Here is an 18,830-nt window from a genome sequence, read left to right as displayed (position 1 = left end):
AAAAATGACACGTCGAATTTCTTCGTTGGTTTGCTTCACCGCTTCTCACGTCCAGTGAGCAATGTGAAAGTCACCACATCCTGTGGAAGGCCGAAGCTCAAAGCTAATCCGCCTTGATTCTCCTTTTTGAACACGCACTATAAGATCCAATACAACCTAAGAAAAAATAAAAAGATGTTGAGAAGTTTCGATGTTAGTTAAGAATTCTTTAACGGCACTCTTAATAAGTCAGTACCAATATCCTCATAACAAAAAATTAGAATTTTATTTAATTCTTATGATTCATCCAGTGAAAACTTGTATCTGTTTAGCCGATATAAATAATAGTACTAGCAAACGATAACTACCTATACTATAAATGAATCTTGGGAGACAAAATGAAGAAAATATTATTAGCAGACGATGAAGATATATTAAGAATGTTAATTATTGATACCCTAGAAGATGAAGAGTTTATTGTCGATGAAGCACAGGATGGTGAAGAGGCGCTTACGCTCATTAGCCAAAATAAGTATGATCTCCTTATTTTAGACTATATGATGCCTATCTTAACAGGTTTGGAAGTTATTGAAAAGGTACGTAATGAAAGGATGGATAAGCATTTAAAAATATTAATGCTTACCGCAAAAAGCCAAGCTTCTGAACAAGAGAATATTTTAAATGCTGGTGCAGATTATTTTATGGCGAAACCCTTTAGTCCATTAGAATTGTTAAAAAAAGTTGAGGAAATACTAAATGAAAATTAATTCTTATATAAAAAAAAGCATATCAAGGCAATTCGTAGCCTTAATATGCTTTTTCATTCTATTATTTGTTATTGGATCTATTATACTAATTAGCTTGCAAAATAGTTTAAACGAAAGCTATATTAATAATCGAGAAAAGTTAATTGAAAAACGAACATTGGTCCAAGAAATTGAGACGCATTTTAACAATGCTATGTTTAATGCAAGAGGATATTATGCTTTTAACAATAAAGCATTAAAAGAAAATGCTTTAAATGAACAAGATGATGTGAAAGTACTTATTCAACAGTTTAATAACTATCAAAAAACAGAAGCAGATCAGCTTTTTTTGGAAGAAATAACTGGATTTTATTCCTATTATTTCGAGGAAACTTTACCTGTTGTCATTGCTTTATATGAAAAGAGAAATGATAAAGAAGTGAAGGAAATTGCGAATAATGGTGGAACAGAAACGGTTGAAAATTTTCAATCAGAAATAAAAACCTATCTTGATGACTTAAATAAAATATTAAATCAGGAAGTAACAAAGTTGTCTAATTCACTAGCAAACGTGCAGTTATGGTTTCTGTTTTATGCAAGTATTTTATTAATAATTGTTATGGTTATTGGAAGAATTATGGTAATTAGAATAGGAAAACCGCTTTCAGATTTTGCGATTGCTGCAAATGAAATAGCCAAAGGAAACGATACGGAAATAAAGATAGAAATAAAAAGAAAAGACGAGCTGGCAACACTTTCTGTTGCTTTTTCTCGCATGTATCAAAGCATTCAGGAAAAAGAACAGGATTTATTAACTCAAAATGAAGAGTTAATTGCTCAACAAGATGAATTATATGCTCAACAGTCACAGTTAGAAGAAATATTAAAAAAAATAAAATATAATGAGGAAACTTTATATCGAAGAAATCTTTTAATCAATAATTTATCTAGTTCATTTGATAAGAAACAAGTATTAAAAAGTATAATTCAAAATATGTGTGATCTTATTAAAGCAGATAAAGGAATCATTGCGATGATGGGGGAAGAAGCATATGCTGGATTTGGGATTTCAGAAAATGGGGCAAAGCAATTCAAAGAGTATATCTATACGGGAATGTACTATCGTTTAAAAGAACAGCAGATCCCCATTATTATTAAAAGACAGTTAGCATCGCAAGAAAAAGGATATCATGAAGAAATAGCATATGTTTATGATCTGTACATTCCTGTATTATCAGCAAATAAAGAGATTATTGCTATTATGATGTTTAGCCGTTATAGTGATGGCTTTATTCAATTTAAAATGGAAGAATTTATGGCTTTAGCAAAACAAATAGGGATTTCTTTGGACAAAATTAATTTATTTGAGCAAACCGAAAAAGATAAGATATTAAAACAAGATATATTAAACAATGTGCAAGAAGGAATACAACTTGTTGGTACAAACGGAGAAATTATGCAAGTAAATAGAAAGTTTTGTGAAATAATGGGCTATGATGAAAATGTAGATTCATTAGTCGGACAGAGTTGGGATAACTGGACAACTCAATTAGCAAAATTTTTAGATGGTGATACTTCCGTAATTAATTTTATACAAGGTTCTCTTGAAAAGAATTCAAATAGTTCCAATGCTTATCCTATCAAAAACGGAAACAAAGTGATAAATGTATATGCTGAAGGTTTATATCGCGGAAAAGCAAAGTTTGGCACAGTTTTTGTTTATCGTGATATAACAAAAGAGTTTGAAGTCGATAAAATGAAATCAGAATTCGTAAGTACGGTAAGTCATGAACTTCGAACTCCTTTAGCGAGTATATTAGGGTTCACTGAGTTAATGATTAATCGTGATTTAAAACCTGATAAACAGAAGAAATATTTATCTACTATATACGGGGAAGCGAAAAGGTTAACAGCATTAATTAACGACTTTTTAGATGTTCAAAGAATGGAAGCTGGTAAACAGACATATGAAAAAAAATATGTTGAAATATCTCCGATTATGGAAAAAATAATAGAAGTTCAACGAATAAATGCAACAAATCATGTAATAAACATGCATTCATCATTAGACAATACGTATATAATTGGAGATAAATTAAAATTAGAGCAAGCATTTACAAATATTTTAAGTAATGCAATAAAATATTCTCCAGAAGGCGGTCTTATTGATATACACATATATGAAGAAAATGATAAATTAAATCTTGCTGTAATGGATAAAGGCTTGGGAATACCAGAGGGAGAAATAAGTAAGCTATTTACTAAATTTTATCGTGTGGATAATACAGATAGACGGAAGATCGGCGGAACAGGTCTTGGGTTGGCCATTGTCCAAGAAATCATGACTGCACATGAAGGAGAAGTAACCGTTCAATCACAATTAGGAAAAGGAAGTACTTTTATTTTGTCCTTTCCAAAAGTGACTATTCCATTAACTGATTTCCATGTGGAAGCTCATGCAGATAGAAAAACAGCGTACAAAATTATGGTAGTTGAAGATGATTATAGTTTAGCCGAATTGATTATTCATGAACTTAAAGAGTATGGTTTTCAAGTACAATACTATAAGAGCGGGAAAAAAGCTTTACAAGAAATTGATCAACAGATGCCTGATGCCATCGTGCTTGATATTATGTTAGAAGATGAGAATATGAATGGCTGGGATGTCATAGAACAGTTAAAAAAGAAAGAGACTATAAAAAATATACCGATTGTTGTTTCAACGGCCTTAGATGAAAGAGAAAAAGGGTATTCTTTAGGAGCGATGGATTATTTAGTTAAGCCATATCGACCTAGTGAATTATCAAGAACCATCATGCAGACTTTATTAAAAATAGGAAAGAAAGGACAAGTGTTAATTCCAAATTTTAAAGAATCATAATCCTAATAGAAGGAAAAAAAGAAAGATTGGGAATTTCAAGGTCGTATGATGAGAGTCCATCAACGATGAGAGCGAACGTTTTTGAGGCAGCCCAAAGGTGGAGAGTCTACTCCACCTGTTTTTTTCCAGTCATCAACGTAGTAAAAATAGCAACAAATACAATAGCTATAAAAGAAGCAGATAGTTTATCAGCCCCTACAATACTAATTCCACATACTAAAACAAGTCCATCAAGAACAAAAATAATCACACCAATATGAATAGAAGCAAAATTAGAAATGATTTGTGCTAATAAATCTGTGCCTCCTGTACTTGTCTCAAATCGTAGCATAATTCCAATGCCAACTCCGATAATGATTCCTCCAATAATAGAACTTAAAACCATTGATAAAGAAAAGGAATCTCTTAAAAAGGATAAACTATCTATCATAAAAGAAGAAGTAAGGAAGCCGAATATTCCAAAGAAGAAATATTGTTTATTATAAAACCATACAAATAAATAAAGAGGAATACTAATTAGAATCATTGTCATGCCTGTAGGAATAGAATAATGATAATGGAGTATTAAACCAATTCCGATAATACCGCCGTCCAAAAGATGATGAGGAACTAAAAAGCCATTGACTCCGATTCCAACAAGCATACTTCCGATAAAAACAACTGCTATTTTTTCTACGATAACCGCATCACCCTAACTTGTCCATGCTAGTTTATATGTATGTTCACATGAAAAAAATTAGACTTAGTGCATATAAAAAGACAGTGGATAAGTGTGTATTTATTTTTGTGCACAAGCGATGCATCATTTTTCGTTATTTTTTTGAATTAACTGAAAAACTATTGTAAGACCAGCTACAGAACCGCTAAACTTAAGATAATCGCGTTAAGTCAGGGGATGAAGAGATATGTACGAACATCTAAAGGAATTAGCATTACATAAACAGATTGACTATTTAACGAATACACTTGTCCAAATGAAAAGTTATAATGGAACAGAAGCTGAAAGAGAAAAGGGCGAATTTTTATATAAAACAATTCAGTCATTTCCTTATTTTCAAAATAACCCAGAAAAAATATGGAAACAAACAGTGGAAGAGGGAAAAAGAATTAATGTATTTGCTTTTATAGAAGGTGAAAAAAAAGCGAAAAAAACGGTTATTTTTCATGCACATATTGATACAGTAGGAATTGATGATTATGGAAGCATCAAAGCAATAGCACATAATCCTGAAAAGCTACAAGCCTATTTTTCCACCTATGAAGCGGATCCCCAAGTACAGCAAGATGCTCTATCAGGAGAGTGGCTGTTTGGCAGGGGAGCCCTTGATATGCAAAGTGGGATTAGCATTCATTTAGCTAATCTTTTATATTATTCTAATAACAAGGAACAATTGGAAGGGAATATATTAGTACTTTTTAATGCAGATGAGGAAAATCAGCATATAGGCATTAGAGGTGCATTAAATGAATTAACAAGATTAAAGAAAGAAAAAAATTTACAGTATATAGCAGCAATAAATAATGATTTTATATCCCCACTATATGAAGGGGATTCAACTAAATATATTTATTGCGGTGGTGCCGGCAAGCTTCTCCCATGCTTTTCAGTATTTGGAAGAGAGGCTCATGTTGGAGAGAGTCTTGTAGGATTAGATCCTACCTTAATTGGCTCTGAAATAAATCGTGCTATTAACCAAAACTTTTCCCTTGCTGAACACTTAGAGAATGAACTTGTACTACCGCCAAGCTGTTTGTATCTTAAAGAAAATAAAAGCAGTTATGATGTGCAGACACCAGTAAGCTTAAGAATGTATTTTAATTATTTTATCTATAAAGCATCTCCAAGTGAGGTTTTAAGGAAACTGAAGGAGATAGCTGTAGAGGCATCAGGTAAAATTGAAACAGAATTAACGAATTATTATCAAGCATACTGTTTGGCTAATAAACTCCCAACACAAAGCTTGAATTGGAAAACAGAGGTTCTTACTTTAGAAGAATATATCATACAGTTAAAAGCGAAAAAAGTGGATCCGGAAAAGAGGATGAAAGAAATACTGATTCAAGCGAAAAATGAAAAAATGGATGATCGTTTGATTACGTTTGAGATGGTAGAAGCCCTGCAGTATCTAGACCCAGAAAAAAAGCCGAGAATTATTATCTTTTTTGCACCACCTTTTTTACCATCTAACACATTACAAAATGATAAACAGTCTAATCAATTGAAGCAGATTATTGCAGAGGTACTACAAAACATGGGCAACAAATACAAAGAAAATTTTTCTTTGAGAAAGTACTTCCCCTATTTATGTGATGGAAGTTTTTTAGCTTTTCATGGAAATAATGCAGAAATAGAAGCTGTCAAAGCCAATTTTCCAGGCATGGACCAACTATTTCCTTTAGCCTTAGAAGAAATGAAAGAACTAAATATTCCAGCATTCAATATTGGGGTATATGGAAAAGGAGGACATAAATGGACAGAACGAGTTTATAAGCCATATACGTTTCATACATTGCCTCTCATTATAAGAGAAGTGACAGAAAATTTATTAAAAAGAACTTGATTTTCCTACAGCTAGAATAAAAAAAGCATTCCATAGGAAATATGGAATGCTTTTTTTGCCGAGTCGATGTTGAAACAGGATGTTACGTGCAGTTCTTTTAAAAGAAAAAGTTTAATATATAATAACAAATTGCTGCACATGCTGCAGAAATAGGCAAGGTAATAACCCAAGTAATTAACATTCTTTGAGCTGTTCCCCATTTTACACCTTTCAAACGATGAGAAGCACCTACTCCTAAAATAGAAGAAGAAATAACATGTGTTGTACTAACTGGAAGATGAATAAATGTTGCACCGAAAATAATCATCGAACCAGTGATATCTGCAGCTACACCATTAACAGGACGAATTTTCATTATATTGCCCCCAACGGTTTTAATGATTTTCCAGCCGCCTACAGACGTACCAAGCCCCATTGCTGCCGCACAGGAAAATTGAACCCAAAAAGGAATACCAGCATTTTGGGAAACATACCCATTTGCCATCAAAGCCATTGTGATGATCCCCATTGCTTTTTGCGCATCATTCGTACCATGTGTATAGGCTTGTAGTGCTGCAGTGAAAATTTGGAATATACGAAATCGTCGGTTCGTTTTGGTTAAATTTAAATCTTTAAAAATCAACTTAAAGATAGTGTAAACAAGATACCCAATAACAAAAGCAATAATCGGTGATAAAATAAGTGCTTCAATTATTTTGGTGAATCCATTGTAGTTTAATGCTGAGAACCCTGAAGAGGCAATAGCCGCTCCAGCAATCGAACCAATAATAGCATGGGAAGAACTACTTGGAATTCCAAAATACCATGTTAATAGATTCCAAAAAATCGCAGCAATAAGAGCTGCTAATATAACAAGTGAACCGTTATCTAAATTAAATGGATTAACAATATCTTTTGTGATTGCTTTAGCAACACCAGTAAAAGTCATTGCCCCTATAAAATTCATAATAGCTGCCATAATGATGGCATGTCTAGGTTTTAATGCTTTTGTTGAGACTGCAGTTGCAATGGCATTGGCAGTATCATGAAAACCATTGATAAAATCGAATGCTAAGGCACAAACCACAATCAAAACAGTAATGATTAGAATTGTATTCATTAGTAGATGCTCCTTAAGCGTTTTTCATAATGATACTTTCAAGTGTGTTTGCAACACTTTGACAGTAATCGGCGATTTCTTCTAGATTTTCATAGATTTCTTTATATTGAATAATACGAATAGGATCCTTTTCAACAGAAAATAAATGTTTGATGGATTGGCGAAGAATACCATCGCATTTTGATTCAGTATCTTTGATGCGAATCGCATATTCTCTGATTTTTGGTAATTTTTTTGTGGATAATAGCTCCACCGATTTTTGAATTTCAATGGCACAGCTTTTAATTGCTTCTACAAAACGAAGCATAAACTCGTCTGCGCTGATAATATTATACATTTCAAGCAATGCAGAACAATGTTCTATTCCATCTAATACATCATCCATGCTCATCGTTAAAGCGAGAATGTCTTCTCTTTCAATAGGTGTAATAAAGGCTTTATTCAATTCTGTAATAACATCATGAACATATGTATCGCCTTTTGTTTCAATTTCCTTAATTGTTTCAGAAAATGTTTTTAAGTCACTGACATTTTTAATTTTGAAATCAGCAAAATAATCTGCACCTTCTTTTAAGTTAGTTGCAATATTATTTAAAAGTACTGCAAATTTATCTTGTCTTTTAAAAACCATTTTTTGTTACCCCCATTTTATAAACTAAGCCTTTCATATTGTAGCGGAACATTGTCGAAGTTAATAGTATTTTATCGAAAAATTTACAAAAAATTAATATTTCGTTTACAAACTTTAAAAACAACTTGATTTTGTTTTTAAACCATGTGAACATTTTCCTTCTGAACTGTTCAACGTGCCCCACGCTTTTCTTAATTAGCCTGCCTTTTTTTTGTTTGTGTATGTGTCAGAAAAGTTGTTGTGACTATTTTTCTATAATAGAATAAATTAGAAATAAAAGCTAATATGGGGTGAAAGCAGTGATCGAGAATAGTTCCATTTTGATTAGAAAAACGTTGGAAAGTGATCTTTCTTATATCATTACCACAGAATCACATAAAGATAACCTGCCATATATAATTCAATGGTCAATGGAAGAACATTTACATGCAATTCATCATGATAAAAATTTAATTCATTTAATTGTAATAGAAAAAAAACAAAATAAGCCAGTAGGTTATTTGCTTATTAATGGAGTAAATGACAGCAATGAAAGCATTGAACTAAAAAGAACTGCTTTTTCTGATAAAGGAAAAGGTTATGGCCGTCAAATGCTAAAATTAATGAAAAAATGGGTATTTACAGAAAAAAAAGCAAATCGTTTTTGGTTGGATGTAGTAGATCATAACAAAAGAGCAAAAAATTTGTATGAATCAGAAGGATTTATAGAAGAAGGATTGCAAAGAGAAGCTGTAAAAATTAATCATCATTTTGAATCCATTTATTTAATGTCCATATTAAAAAGAGAATACTTTAAAAATTAATGCAAGGAGAAAAATCAAGTGAATAAAGTAGTAATCATAACAGGAGCAAATAGCGGGTTTGGTTTATTAACAGCCCTAGAATTTGCAGCAGATGGCTATCAAGTGATTGCAACAATGCGAAATGTAAGTAAGGGCTCCTTATTAGTAGAAAATGCAAAATTAAAAGGAATAGATTCCTTTATAGCCCTATTTCCTCTTGATGTTACTTGCAAGGAAAGCTTAAAAAATTTCCAGAAATATGTGCAAGGATTGGGAAGAGTAGATGTTCTTATCAACAATGCTGGATATGCAGGAGCTGGGTTTGCAGAGGAAATTCCGATTGAAGAATATAAAAATCAGTTAGATACAAATTATTTTGGAGCAATAGGGGTTACCCAAACTGTATTACCATACATGAGAGAGCAGGGATTTGGAAAAATTATTATGATGAGCAGCATTAGTGGGAAAATTGGATTTCCCGGGCTTTCACCATATGTTTCTTCTAAATTTGCATTGGAAGGATGGAGTGAGTCACTACGATTAGAGTTGCTCCCATTTTCTATTTACGTTTCCATAGTGGAGCCGGGTTCATATCAAACAAATATTTGGAACACTGGAAAAAAGATAACAGAAAAATCGCAATCAAATCTTTCACCCTATTATATAAATATGAAGCAATTGGAAGGATATTTAGAAAAAAGTAGTAAAGATTATGGAAATCCATTGGAGGTAGCAAAAAAATTATTGCAAATTGCTAAAAAAAGAAATCCCACCTTTCGTTACGCCATTGGAAAAGGAGTGAAGCAAACCATATTTTTAAAAACGATTCTTCCATGGAAATGGTGGGAAAAAGCTGTTCTATTTCTGCTGAAAAATTAATAATATAGAAGCAATGAATAGTTGCTGTAGTAAAACAATATGTCTACAGTATTAATAGCGCTTTTTATTGGATTATCTTTATGAAAAGATGATAATATATAGATAATTCAAAATTTGGAGGTGTTTTTTTGTGATTAAAAGCATCGAAAATAAAGTTAAGCTACATAATGGGGTGGAAATCCCGCAATTTGGATTGGGCGTTTATAAAGTGGACGAAGGAAAAACAGTAGTGGACACGATAAACGCAGCCATTAATTTAGGGTATCGGGCAATTGATACGGCGGCTTTTTATGCAAATGAAGAGGGCGTTGGTCAAGCAATAAAAGAAAGCGTTATCTCAAGAGAAGAGCTTTTTATAACAACAAAGCTTTGGAACGATGACCATGGTTATGATGCCACTCTTAAAGCATTTGAAACAAGTTTAAAAAAGCTTGACTCCGATTATATCGATCTCTATTTAATTCATTGGCCTGGAAAAGACCAATATCTTGAATCTTGGAGAGCATTCGAAAGATTATATGAGGAAGGATTGGTTAAGGCAATTGGTGTAAGCAATTTTCACGAACATCACTTAGACCGTTTATTAGCGAATGCGAATGAGAAGCCAACTGTCAATCAGGTAGAGCTGCACCCTAGACTAGCACAAGAAGAGTTAAGAGAGTACTGTAAAACGAATGATATAAAGGTAGAAGCATGGTCTCCGCTTGCACGAGGGAGAATTCTAAATGAACCAACAATCAACTATATTGCAAATAAACATGGTAAATCAGCTGCACAAATCATCTTAAGATGGCATTTGCAGAATGATATCATCGTAATTCCGAAATCTGTTTCTCCTAAAAGGTTAAAAGAAAATGCAGATATTTTTAACTTTCAATTAAGCATGGAGGAAATGAATCAAATTGATCAATTAAATATGAACGAGCGGACAGGAAAGAATCCTGACGAAGTCTTGTTTTAAATGATGAACAAATCGGCAATAAAATCTAACATGCTTTTTTATTTAAAAGGTAAGAAAGTATAAAGTTTTCAAACTAGATTAGTGTCTAGCTCCAGCGCCTAGCCCCTGTGAAAGATAACCTCCTGCCTCTAAAAGTAAAGAACACTTTTTGAGTCAGGAGAACATTTTTCTTCGGGGCTGAGCAAGGGCGCTTGCGCTTTTCTTAAAAAAGGCATGTTAGATTTTGTTTTTACATATATTCTATTATGCGTTGAAAACAAAAAAATAAGAAAGGGAAGCATAGTCAGTTTATTTCTAAAAAATTTCCATTAGGAGGTTGACGAGAGAAATCAATTTGTTATATAATTATCTCGAATTCAAGACATTTTATTTACGAGTATTTTTTTGTTCATATATCTCGAATTCAAACTATTATTATAAAGGGGATGAAAAGAAATGAGTATTTTAGCAAGCATCGGAATTTTACTTATTCGTATTCTTATAGGATTGTCCTTTATTGGGCATGGAGCACAAAAATTATTTGGTTCTTTTGGTGGTCACGGTTTAGAAGGAACGGGAGGTTTTTTTGAATCAATTGGTATTAAACCAGGAAAAACAATGGCGTTGATTGCGGGGTTAAGTGAATTTGTTGGTGGATTATTATTTTTATTAGGCTTGTTAACGCCAATAGGTTCTTTATTGATAATTGTCACAATGGTAATGGCAATTGTAAAAGTACATGGATCAAATGGGTTTTGGGCTACTTCAAATGGATATGAATTAAATTTATTATATTTAGTAGCTGCATTAGCTGGAGCATTTACTGGCGCTGGTGCTTATAGTCTTGATGCGTTATTCTTTTGATTAGATTAAATGTTGTTCATTTGGAATAAGTGCGCAGTAAAATATACTTCGTTTTTCTGTGGTCTCGGCTGTCTCGCAAATCCCATAGGAGTTTTTATGTATTCCGGCTGCTTCCTGTTAAAAAGATTGGAATCAGCTTCTTTTTTGTTAGTGTCATTGTAAGAATATTTAATCTTTATCAGCAAATTACACCCTTTGGTTTAAAAAGAATAAATCGTGGTAAATATAAAGTACAAGCAGATAGGGAAAACTAACCGTACGGATTTACATTGATATGCTGCAGCATTAATGGGTTAGAACTATCTTATAGGTTATATTTATAGAACTTAAATTACAAAGGAGTGTTATATATGGGATTTTTATGGTCATTAATTATTGGTGGAATTATCGGTTGGATTGCAGGATTAATTGTTGGAAGAGATATTCCTGGTGGAGTAATTGGTAATATTATTGCTGGATTTGTGGGAGCTTGGTTAGGATCCATGATTCTTGGAGACTGGGGACCATCGATTGCTGATTTTGCTATTATTCCAAGTATCATTGGTGCTGTAATTCTTGTGTTTGTATTAAGCTTAATCATGAGAGGCATGCGCAAAACAACATAATTATTATACAATCAAAGGACGAAGCATCTGCTTCGTCCTTTTCTAATAAGGTAAGAAAGTATAAGTTTTCTGAAGTCGATTTTTTTAAACTATCATTTAAAATTGTGTTTACGTCATCATCTGTGGTAGTGTTTAGTCCAATTTGATTATAAATAGACGCTTCATTCATAATCGTTAAATATAACGAACTGCTCATTATTATCCCAACATGTAATGGGTTTTTTGTTTATTGTCCAAATTCTTTTGTAAATAGTCTTTTAAAGCTTCAATTATAATAGTCACCAATATCATCCTGTCATTTTTTTGTCCGATAAAAGGGCAATCAGGACCAAAACAACAGAGGCGAAGACATAAGACTCGCAGGATGCGAGTCAATCGATGTTGCGTATTTAGTCGGTTTTCCTCTTTCACGCTTATTTAGCCGGCCAGCGCCTAGCCCCAGTGCGTCTTGCCTCCTCCCTCTCACTTTTTGAGTCAGGAGAACATTTTCTTCGGGGCTAAACAAGGTGCTTGCACTTTTTCTATAGAAAAAAAGTAACTTTGCAAAAATTTTTATATGGAATATATATCAATAGAAGGAAAAATAGGCGGTTCATCTAAAAAAGGAGCATAACATTCTATATTTTCTTCTGTTATTGGATGCTTAAACTGAATTTTAACAGCGTGTAATGCTTGTCTTGGATAAATCGTTTTTCCTCCATATAATACATCGCCAGCAAGAGGATGGCTAATAGAACTCAAATGAACACGGATTTGGTGTGTCCTCCCTGTATCAAGGGTACATGTGATTAAAGATAAATGCTCCTTCTTAAAATAATTTAGTACTTTATAATGGGTAATGGCCTTTTGTCCATTTACAGAAACTCTTCTTCTAGTTCCATGATGACGGTCACGGCCAATTGGCGTATTAATGGTTCCAGATTTGTTGGAAAAGCTGCCATGGGCAATCGCCATATAGGTTCTTTTTATTTTTCTTTCCCTTAACATTTGATCAAGCATCGTTCCTATAAGTTCATGCTTTGCAAATAAAATACAGCCTGAAGTATCTTTATCAAGACGATGAATATGTTTAATTTGCCTTTCTTCTCCGTTCATTAATACATAAAATACTACACCATTTAGTAAAGAACAGGTATCATCTGGTGTATTTGGATGTGTATCCATGTATGCGGGCTTATTAACGACTAATAAATAATCATCCTCATAAAGAATTGATAAATCCATATAAGTAGGTGGAATAGCAGGTGTATCATTAGTAAACAATTTAATTTTTAAAAGATCATTCTCTTGAACAGTTGTTTTCCAATTAGGATAGTTTGTATTTAACATTACCTTTTTCTCCATTTTAAACAGATGAATCTGTTTTTTGGAAGCAAATAAAACCTCTCCAAATATATCCTCTATCGATTTGCCATTCCATTTTGAAGGAACAGAAATAAAAAGCCATTCTCCTTTTCGTTCTGTTTTTATCATATGTTTCTCCTTTACATTAGACGAAAAATTTATATTCAAAATATGTATTAAAATAATGAAAGACTGCATATCATGGTTTTAATTACCACGGAAAAGAGCCTCTCCATATGTTATCCTATTGATATTACTTTAAGTAAAAAAAACACGCAACTATAAATAAAGGGTGGTCCGTTTACATGAAGGTAGTTTATGCATCAACACCTACACAGGCAGAGAAGATTAACGAACTTATACAAACATTTTATTCCACTATATTTCCATATTATTTTTCTGATGATGAAATTCAACAGTTTTCAAGTTTAAATATTTTAAAGCCTACAGCTGAAGAAATGGGCAGGATAGGTACGTTAAAGGTTTCTTATCAAATCATAACAGCTTTACAAACGATTATTTCTATTCTAGAAGTTCCACAAAATACAAATAAGTATAAACAAATATTTGCGAAAAATGTACAAATATTACGGGAAAATGAATTATGTTTTCCTTTTGAATTAGAAAATTTTAAAGGAGAAGGAAATGCTAAAGAATTTAACGGAACTACTTTAAGCATTTTTTCTGAATCAACTAATTCTTTTTTAATTTAGGGTTTTATTTAAAGGTTGTAGAAAGGAAAAAGTGGTTCTTAGCAGTCCGAAGAACTAGCTTTTTTTGAATGCGAAGCGATCTTTATGGATTTCTATATTTTAAATAAAAACAGAGCTTCGACAAGTATATTGCCAAAGCTCTGTTTTTTATTTTAAAGTATTGTCTTCAAACCATTGTTTAAAAGTTTTTCCTTCTTGATAACCGACTATTCGTTTTGTTTCTTTTCCGTCTTTGAATTGAACGATGGTTGGTGTTGACTCGATTGCGTAATCATCCCAGCCTTGTTCATACTCTAGTAAATTATATTGAACAAGGTCAATTCCTAAGTCTTCTGCAACAGGATTAACAATAGGCGTAGTTTTCTGGCAGTAGGTACAATCAGGGCTGTAAAAATAAACAGTTACATCTTTTTTTTCTTTTATGTTTTTTTCCAGTTCTTTTGGCTGGATAATGTTTTGATAGTTAGGATTATTTAATTGCTCAATAGTCGCTGCAGCTAAATCTTTATCACCATAAGGGCTGTTTTCCATTGCCTTTTCTTTTTTCATATGAGACAAAAAAGCAACACCGGCAAATAATACAATGATGAAGATAAGAAAAAATAGTATTTTTTTCATTCTTTATAATTCTCCTTTGTTTTTTTCCAAACAATGACGCTGCATAAAAATATAATAATAAATCCAATTAAAGCTAAAAAGGGAATGGTGATAAAGCCAAACCAATTTATATATTCTCCAGTGCAAGGAACTCGTCCACAAGAAGGAGCAGAATTAGCTACAAAGCTTAATTTCTGCAAAGAGTAGTGATATAAAGAGGTGCAGGCACCAATTGCGGCAATAATCATGGTATAAAAGGTAATTCGATAATCTTTGCGGATAACAGCAAGCCCTAAAATAATGACAAATGGATACATAAGAATTCGTTGGTACCAGCATAGGGTGCATGGTTCAAATTCTCTGATCTCTGAAAAATATAAACTGCCAAACATACTAATGACAGCTGCTGCCCAAGCAAGAAAAAGAACGTTCTCACAAGGATCAGTTTTCTTTTTGGTCTTCCTATTCATAGAAGTCTCCTTTGTCCCATTTTTTTACAAAATAAATATAGAGTCAGAGCTCCATGAAAAAATCACAACTTTGACTCCTTTTCCATACAGAAAGTATAAAGAAATTTTTGGATACTGTAAATAAATTAGGTTATTTGTCTTATGATACCAAAAAAAGTTAATATAAAGAGAAGAACAAAGGATTAGTTTGCTTACAAAAAGGGAATTGTAATGAAAATATACAAAATAAGGGGAGTTAATCAAGAAATGACAAAGTTAGATTTATCAAAATTTGAAAAAAAATTAATCATTCGGAATATGGAATATCGCGATATTGATAATATTCTAACATTACAAGCGACTTGTTTTCCAGGAATGGATCCATGGAAAAAAGAGCAGCTGGAAAGCCATTTGAATTTATTTCAGGAAGGTCAAATTGTAGCGGAATACGACGGGGAGGTTATTGGTTCCTGTTCAAGTCTTATTATCAATTTTGATGAATACGATGATCGACATACATGGGATGATGTAACAGACAGCGGTTATATTACGAATCATAATCCAGATGGTTATAATTTATATGGAATTGAAGTAATGGTGCATCCAAAATTCAGAAGAATGAAAATTGGACATCGTTTATATGAGGCAAGAAAAGAACTAGTCCGCAGATTAAATTTAAAAAGCATCATTATTGGCGGCAGAATTCCAAACTACTATAAATTTGAGAATAAAATGAGTGCAAGAGAGTATGTGCATGAAGTCTCTCATCATAAGATTTATGATCCTGTTCTTTCCTTTCAGCTATTAAATGACTTTACTTTGATGCGGATAAATCCTAATTATATGCCTGATGATATACAATCAAAAAAGTATGCTACCTTGATGGAATGGAATAATGTAGAGTATTTGCCGCAAACAAAACGATTCTTTAAAAGCAGCTACCCTGTACGCATTTGTGTTGTTCAATACATGATGAGACAAATTAAAAGCTTTGAGGACTTTGCAAATCAAGTAGAATATTATACCGATGTCGCATCGGATGCAGAATCTGATTTTGTTGTTTTTCCTGAAATTTTTACAACGCAGCTTATGTCTTTTCTAGATGAAAAGGTTCCAAGCAACGCGATTAGAAAAGTGACGGAATATACGGAGCAATATATTGAATTATTCACTAATTTGGCGATTCGCTATAATATTAATATTATTGGCGGTTCCCATTTTGTAAAAGAAGAGGATGATGAAATTTATAATATTGCTTATCTTTTTAGACGAGATGGAACAATTGAAAAACAATATAAACTACATATTACGCCAAATGAACAAAAATGGTGGGGGATAAACAGTGGAGATCAAATAAAAGTTTTTGATACAGATTGTGGAAGAATTGCTATCCAGATCTGTTATGATATTGAGTTTCCAGAACTTGCAAGAATCGCAACAGAAATGGGAGCAAAAATCATTTTTACCCCATTCTGTACAGAAGATCGACAAGGTTATTTACGTGTACGTTATTGTGCGCAAGCAAGAGCAGTAGAAAATCAAATATATACCGTTATTGCTGGAACTGTTGGAAATCTTCCACAAACAGAGAATATGGATATTCAATATGCACAATCTGCTATTTTTGCTCCTTCTGATTTCGAATTTGCAAGAGATGGTATAGTAGGAGAAACGAATGCAAATATTGAAATGGTAATGATTGGTGACGTTGATTTAGAAATTTTGAGAAGACAGCGTCAAGATGGTACAGTAAGACAATTAAAAGACAGAAGAACAGATATTTATAAAGTGGAATATAAAAAATAAAGACTGCTGCAAAAAACTTTTATTAAAGGTAAGAAAGCAGAAGTTGTCTGAAGTCTGATAAGTGTCTAGCTCCAGTGAGTATTGCCTCTAAAGTAAAGAACACTTTTTGAGTCAGGAGAACATTTTTCTTCGGGGCTTACCAAGGCGCTTGAGCTTTTCTTAAAAGATAAGAAAGTATAAAATTTTTCAACTTAGATTAATGTCTAGCTACAGCGCCTAGCCCCTGTGAAAGATAACCTCCTGCCTCTAAAAGTAAAAAGCACTTTTTGAGTCAGGAGAACATTTTTCTTCGGCGCTGAACAAGGTGCTTGCGCTTTTCTTATTGGCGCAACCTAAAAACACAATCTTTTAGAGCCAACATAAAAAATGGAAAGTTTATGCTATGAAAAATGGTGCCTTAAGAGGCACCATTTTTTTGGTGGAATTCTATTTGTTAACTTAAATTTGTATGGACGAGTTCATCCATCGCTAAGTCGTTGGCGTGTTCGATATAGCGTAATAAGGAATACAGGTTTTCTTCTATTACAGCATAGTCATGTTCAAAGTTATAGGCATGCAGGAAAAACTCTATTTTTTTGGATAAAAAATTGTCTTTTGTGCGAACCATTAATATTAACAAATTGTCCCATTCGGAACGATGTGTATAGTACAGAGCGCGATCATAATCCACTTTATTCAATTTAGGCCCTCCTTTATTTGAAGGAGATGATAATAGTATATGAAAAATCATCAAAACGTTGCACCCTAAAACTTGGTTATCTTGATATAAGTGGGTTATCATCTTTTACCTGTATAAAGCATTATTAAAAAGGGGAAGGTGATGCGAGAGTTCTCAATCAATAAGGAACTAGAGGAAAATTATGTTTTTTCGGTTTCTTATGAATAGAAATGTTAAGTTTTCACAAGATAAGGTAAAAAAGGTGTTTTTTATGAAGAAATTAATCGTATTTTTGGGAACATTTTATTTCCTGTTTTTTATACCAACCGTAACAAATGCACAGACTAGTGTTGTTAATATTGCTGAACCTTATTCCTTTGTTGATTTTCAGAATGATGTTTGGCAATTAAAGAACAAATATAAAGACAATATTCAAATAGAGACAATTGGAACATCCGAATATGGAAGAAAGATTTATGCCATTAAGCTTGGTAACGGCAGGAAAAATGTATTAATGATTGGTGCGCATCATGGAAGAGAGTGGATAACCTCTTTAATGCTTATGAAAATGGTTGAAAACTATGTGAGTTCTCCTATTCCAACTAATCAATTAGATGATATATCGGTATGGTTTGTACCGATGCTAAATCCAGATGGTATAACAATCCAACAAGGTGATTTGCAAAAATTCCCTATTTTTGCAAAAAAGACAATTAAAAGGATGAACAATGATTCTTCTGATTTCTCTCGTTGGAAAAGCAATGCAATGGGAGTGGATTTAAACAGACAATATCCAAGTGGATGGAATGAATTAAATGAAACAAGCGGCATGCCTTCCTATAAAAACTATAAAGGAAAACAACCGTTAGAAGCGAAGGAAGTGAAGGCAATCGTTCAGTTTACAAAGAAAATTAACCCGTTGATTGCTGTTTCTTATCACGCTACAGGGCAGGAAATATTCTGGGAATATAAAAATGGAGACAATCTGAAAAGAGATAAACAAATTGCCGAGAGAATTGCTGATTCTACTGGATATAAGCTTAGTGTGCCGAAAAAAGATGCTATAGGAGGAGGATATACTGATTGGTTTATTCAGCAATATCATTTGCCGGCATTAACAATAGAAATTTGTCCCCTTGTAGAAGAAAGTAATCCGCCACTGTCTACATTTGCGGAAGAATGGAAAAGAAATAAAGAAGTGTTGAATATTTTAGCAAATGAAGCAAAAAGAATAAACAAGACACATAAAAACATTAGAACAAACAAATAATAGGAAAAAATAAATTTGGAGGAACT

18 protein-coding genes are annotated in these 18,830 nt (G+C 32.8%); 11 read left to right on the top strand and 7 right to left on the bottom strand.

Annotated features, from left to right (window positions below; translation table 11 throughout):
• The first annotated feature begins 377 nt into the window (after positions 1 to 377).
• Both AC5LWL_RS19655 and AC5LWL_RS19650 read left to right on the top strand, forming a co-directional pair.
• Entirely contained in the window at positions 378 to 746 is a 369-nt protein-coding gene (locus AC5LWL_RS19655; RefSeq protein ID WP_493435896.1) for a response regulator transcription factor, read from the top strand.
• Positions 736 to 3,606: an ATP-binding protein gene (locus tag AC5LWL_RS19650; protein WP_493435895.1), complete on the top strand. Its 2,871-nt coding sequence runs from the start codon at positions 736 to 738 to the stop codon at positions 3,604 to 3,606. Before AC5LWL_RS19655 ends, AC5LWL_RS19650 begins: the two co-directional genes overlap by 11 nt.
• Positions 3,607 to 3,712: 106 nt before the next feature.
• On the opposite strand, the gene AC5LWL_RS19645 is transcribed toward AC5LWL_RS19650, so the two are convergent.
• On the bottom strand, positions 3,713 to 4,273 hold the full coding sequence (locus AC5LWL_RS19645) for a YitT family protein (RefSeq protein WP_493436668.1): 561 nt from the start codon (positions 4,271 to 4,273) through the stop codon (positions 3,713 to 3,715).
• A gap of 238 nt (positions 4,274 to 4,511) precedes the next feature.
• Between AC5LWL_RS19645 and AC5LWL_RS19640 the strand changes: the two genes are divergently transcribed.
• Entirely contained in the window at positions 4,512 to 6,167 is a 1,656-nt protein-coding gene (locus AC5LWL_RS19640) for a M20/M25/M40 family metallo-hydrolase (RefSeq protein WP_493435894.1), read from the top strand.
• A gap of 97 nt (positions 6,168 to 6,264) precedes the next feature.
• Here AC5LWL_RS19640 and AC5LWL_RS19635 read toward each other — a convergent pair whose 3' ends face one another.
• A complete protein-coding gene (locus tag AC5LWL_RS19635; RefSeq protein WP_493435893.1) occupies positions 6,265 to 7,266 on the bottom strand; it encodes an inorganic phosphate transporter in 1,002 nt (333 codons plus the stop codon).
• Positions 7,267 to 7,279: 13 nt separating this feature from the next.
• Positions 7,280 to 7,897 (bottom strand): DUF47 domain-containing protein, encoded by a 618-nt coding sequence (locus AC5LWL_RS19630; protein ID WP_493435892.1) that lies wholly within the window; start codon positions 7,895 to 7,897, stop codon positions 7,280 to 7,282.
• 299 nt (positions 7,898 to 8,196) lie between these two features.
• Here AC5LWL_RS19630 and AC5LWL_RS19625 point away from each other — a divergent pair, with 299 nt between their 5' ends.
• The 5 genes from AC5LWL_RS19625 to AC5LWL_RS19605 all read left to right on the top strand — a co-directional run bounded on the left by AC5LWL_RS19625 (position 8,197) and on the right by AC5LWL_RS19605 (position 11,967).
• Positions 8,197 to 8,700, top strand: coding sequence for a GNAT family N-acetyltransferase (locus AC5LWL_RS19625; protein WP_493435891.1), 504 nt, complete (start codon positions 8,197 to 8,199; stop codon positions 8,698 to 8,700).
• An 18-nt stretch (positions 8,701 to 8,718) separates the two neighbouring features.
• Positions 8,719 to 9,558: an SDR family oxidoreductase gene (locus AC5LWL_RS19620; RefSeq protein WP_493435890.1), complete on the top strand. Its 840-nt coding sequence runs from the start codon at positions 8,719 to 8,721 to the stop codon at positions 9,556 to 9,558.
• A gap of 130 nt (positions 9,559 to 9,688) precedes the next feature.
• On the top strand, positions 9,689 to 10,519 hold the full coding sequence (locus AC5LWL_RS19615; RefSeq protein WP_493435889.1) for an aldo/keto reductase: 831 nt from the start codon (positions 9,689 to 9,691) through the stop codon (positions 10,517 to 10,519).
• A gap of 435 nt (positions 10,520 to 10,954) precedes the next feature.
• The gene (locus AC5LWL_RS19610) at positions 10,955 to 11,362 is read left to right on the top strand and encodes a DoxX family protein (protein WP_493435888.1); all 408 of its coding nucleotides are present in this window, start codon (positions 10,955 to 10,957) and stop codon (positions 11,360 to 11,362) included.
• 350 nt (positions 11,363 to 11,712) lie between these two features.
• Positions 11,713 to 11,967, top strand: a complete 255-nt coding sequence (locus AC5LWL_RS19605) for a GlsB/YeaQ/YmgE family stress response membrane protein (RefSeq protein WP_493435887.1) — start codon at positions 11,713 to 11,715, stop codon at positions 11,965 to 11,967.
• Positions 11,968 to 12,519: 552 nt separating this feature from the next.
• Here AC5LWL_RS19605 and AC5LWL_RS19600 read toward each other — a convergent pair.
• The gene (locus AC5LWL_RS19600; RefSeq protein WP_493435886.1) at positions 12,520 to 13,440 is read right to left on the bottom strand and encodes an RluA family pseudouridine synthase; all 921 of its coding nucleotides are present in this window, start codon (positions 13,438 to 13,440) and stop codon (positions 12,520 to 12,522) included.
• A gap of 176 nt (positions 13,441 to 13,616) precedes the next feature.
• Between AC5LWL_RS19600 and AC5LWL_RS19595 the strand changes: the two genes are divergently transcribed.
• On the top strand, positions 13,617 to 14,024 hold the full coding sequence (locus AC5LWL_RS19595) for a DUF5365 family protein (RefSeq protein ID WP_493435885.1): 408 nt from the start codon (positions 13,617 to 13,619) through the stop codon (positions 14,022 to 14,024).
• Positions 14,025 to 14,171: 147 nt separating this feature from the next.
• Here AC5LWL_RS19595 and AC5LWL_RS19590 read toward each other — a convergent pair whose 3' ends face one another.
• Entirely contained in the window at positions 14,172 to 14,642 is a 471-nt protein-coding gene (locus AC5LWL_RS19590; protein ID WP_493435884.1) for a thioredoxin family protein, read from the bottom strand.
• A complete protein-coding gene (locus tag AC5LWL_RS19585; RefSeq protein ID WP_493435883.1) occupies positions 14,639 to 15,091 on the bottom strand; it encodes a disulfide oxidoreductase in 453 nt (150 codons plus the stop codon). The genes AC5LWL_RS19590 and AC5LWL_RS19585 overlap by 4 nt, the downstream gene beginning before the upstream one ends.
• Positions 15,092 to 15,337: 246 nt before the next feature.
• On the opposite strand from AC5LWL_RS19585, the gene AC5LWL_RS19580 reads away from it, so the two are divergent.
• The gene (locus AC5LWL_RS19580) at positions 15,338 to 16,876 is read left to right on the top strand and encodes a GNAT family N-acetyltransferase (protein WP_493435882.1); all 1,539 of its coding nucleotides are present in this window, start codon (positions 15,338 to 15,340) and stop codon (positions 16,874 to 16,876) included.
• A 433-nt stretch (positions 16,877 to 17,309) separates the two neighbouring features.
• Here AC5LWL_RS19580 and AC5LWL_RS19575 read toward each other — a convergent pair whose 3' ends face one another.
• Positions 17,310 to 17,555, bottom strand: a complete 246-nt coding sequence (locus AC5LWL_RS19575) for a YhdB family protein (protein ID WP_493435881.1) — start codon at positions 17,553 to 17,555, stop codon at positions 17,310 to 17,312.
• Between the two features lie 250 nt (positions 17,556 to 17,805).
• On the opposite strand from AC5LWL_RS19575, the gene AC5LWL_RS19570 reads away from it, so the two are divergent.
• On the top strand, positions 17,806 to 18,804 hold the full coding sequence (locus AC5LWL_RS19570) for a M14 family zinc carboxypeptidase (protein ID WP_493435880.1): 999 nt from the start codon (positions 17,806 to 17,808) through the stop codon (positions 18,802 to 18,804).
• Positions 18,805 to 18,830: the final 26 nt, after the last annotated feature.

This window comes from Niallia sp. WK069_GA_01, assembly GCF_983173855.1.
The sequence above is the reverse complement of the archived record's forward strand: the minus strand, read 5'-3'. Positions and strand labels throughout refer to the sequence as shown.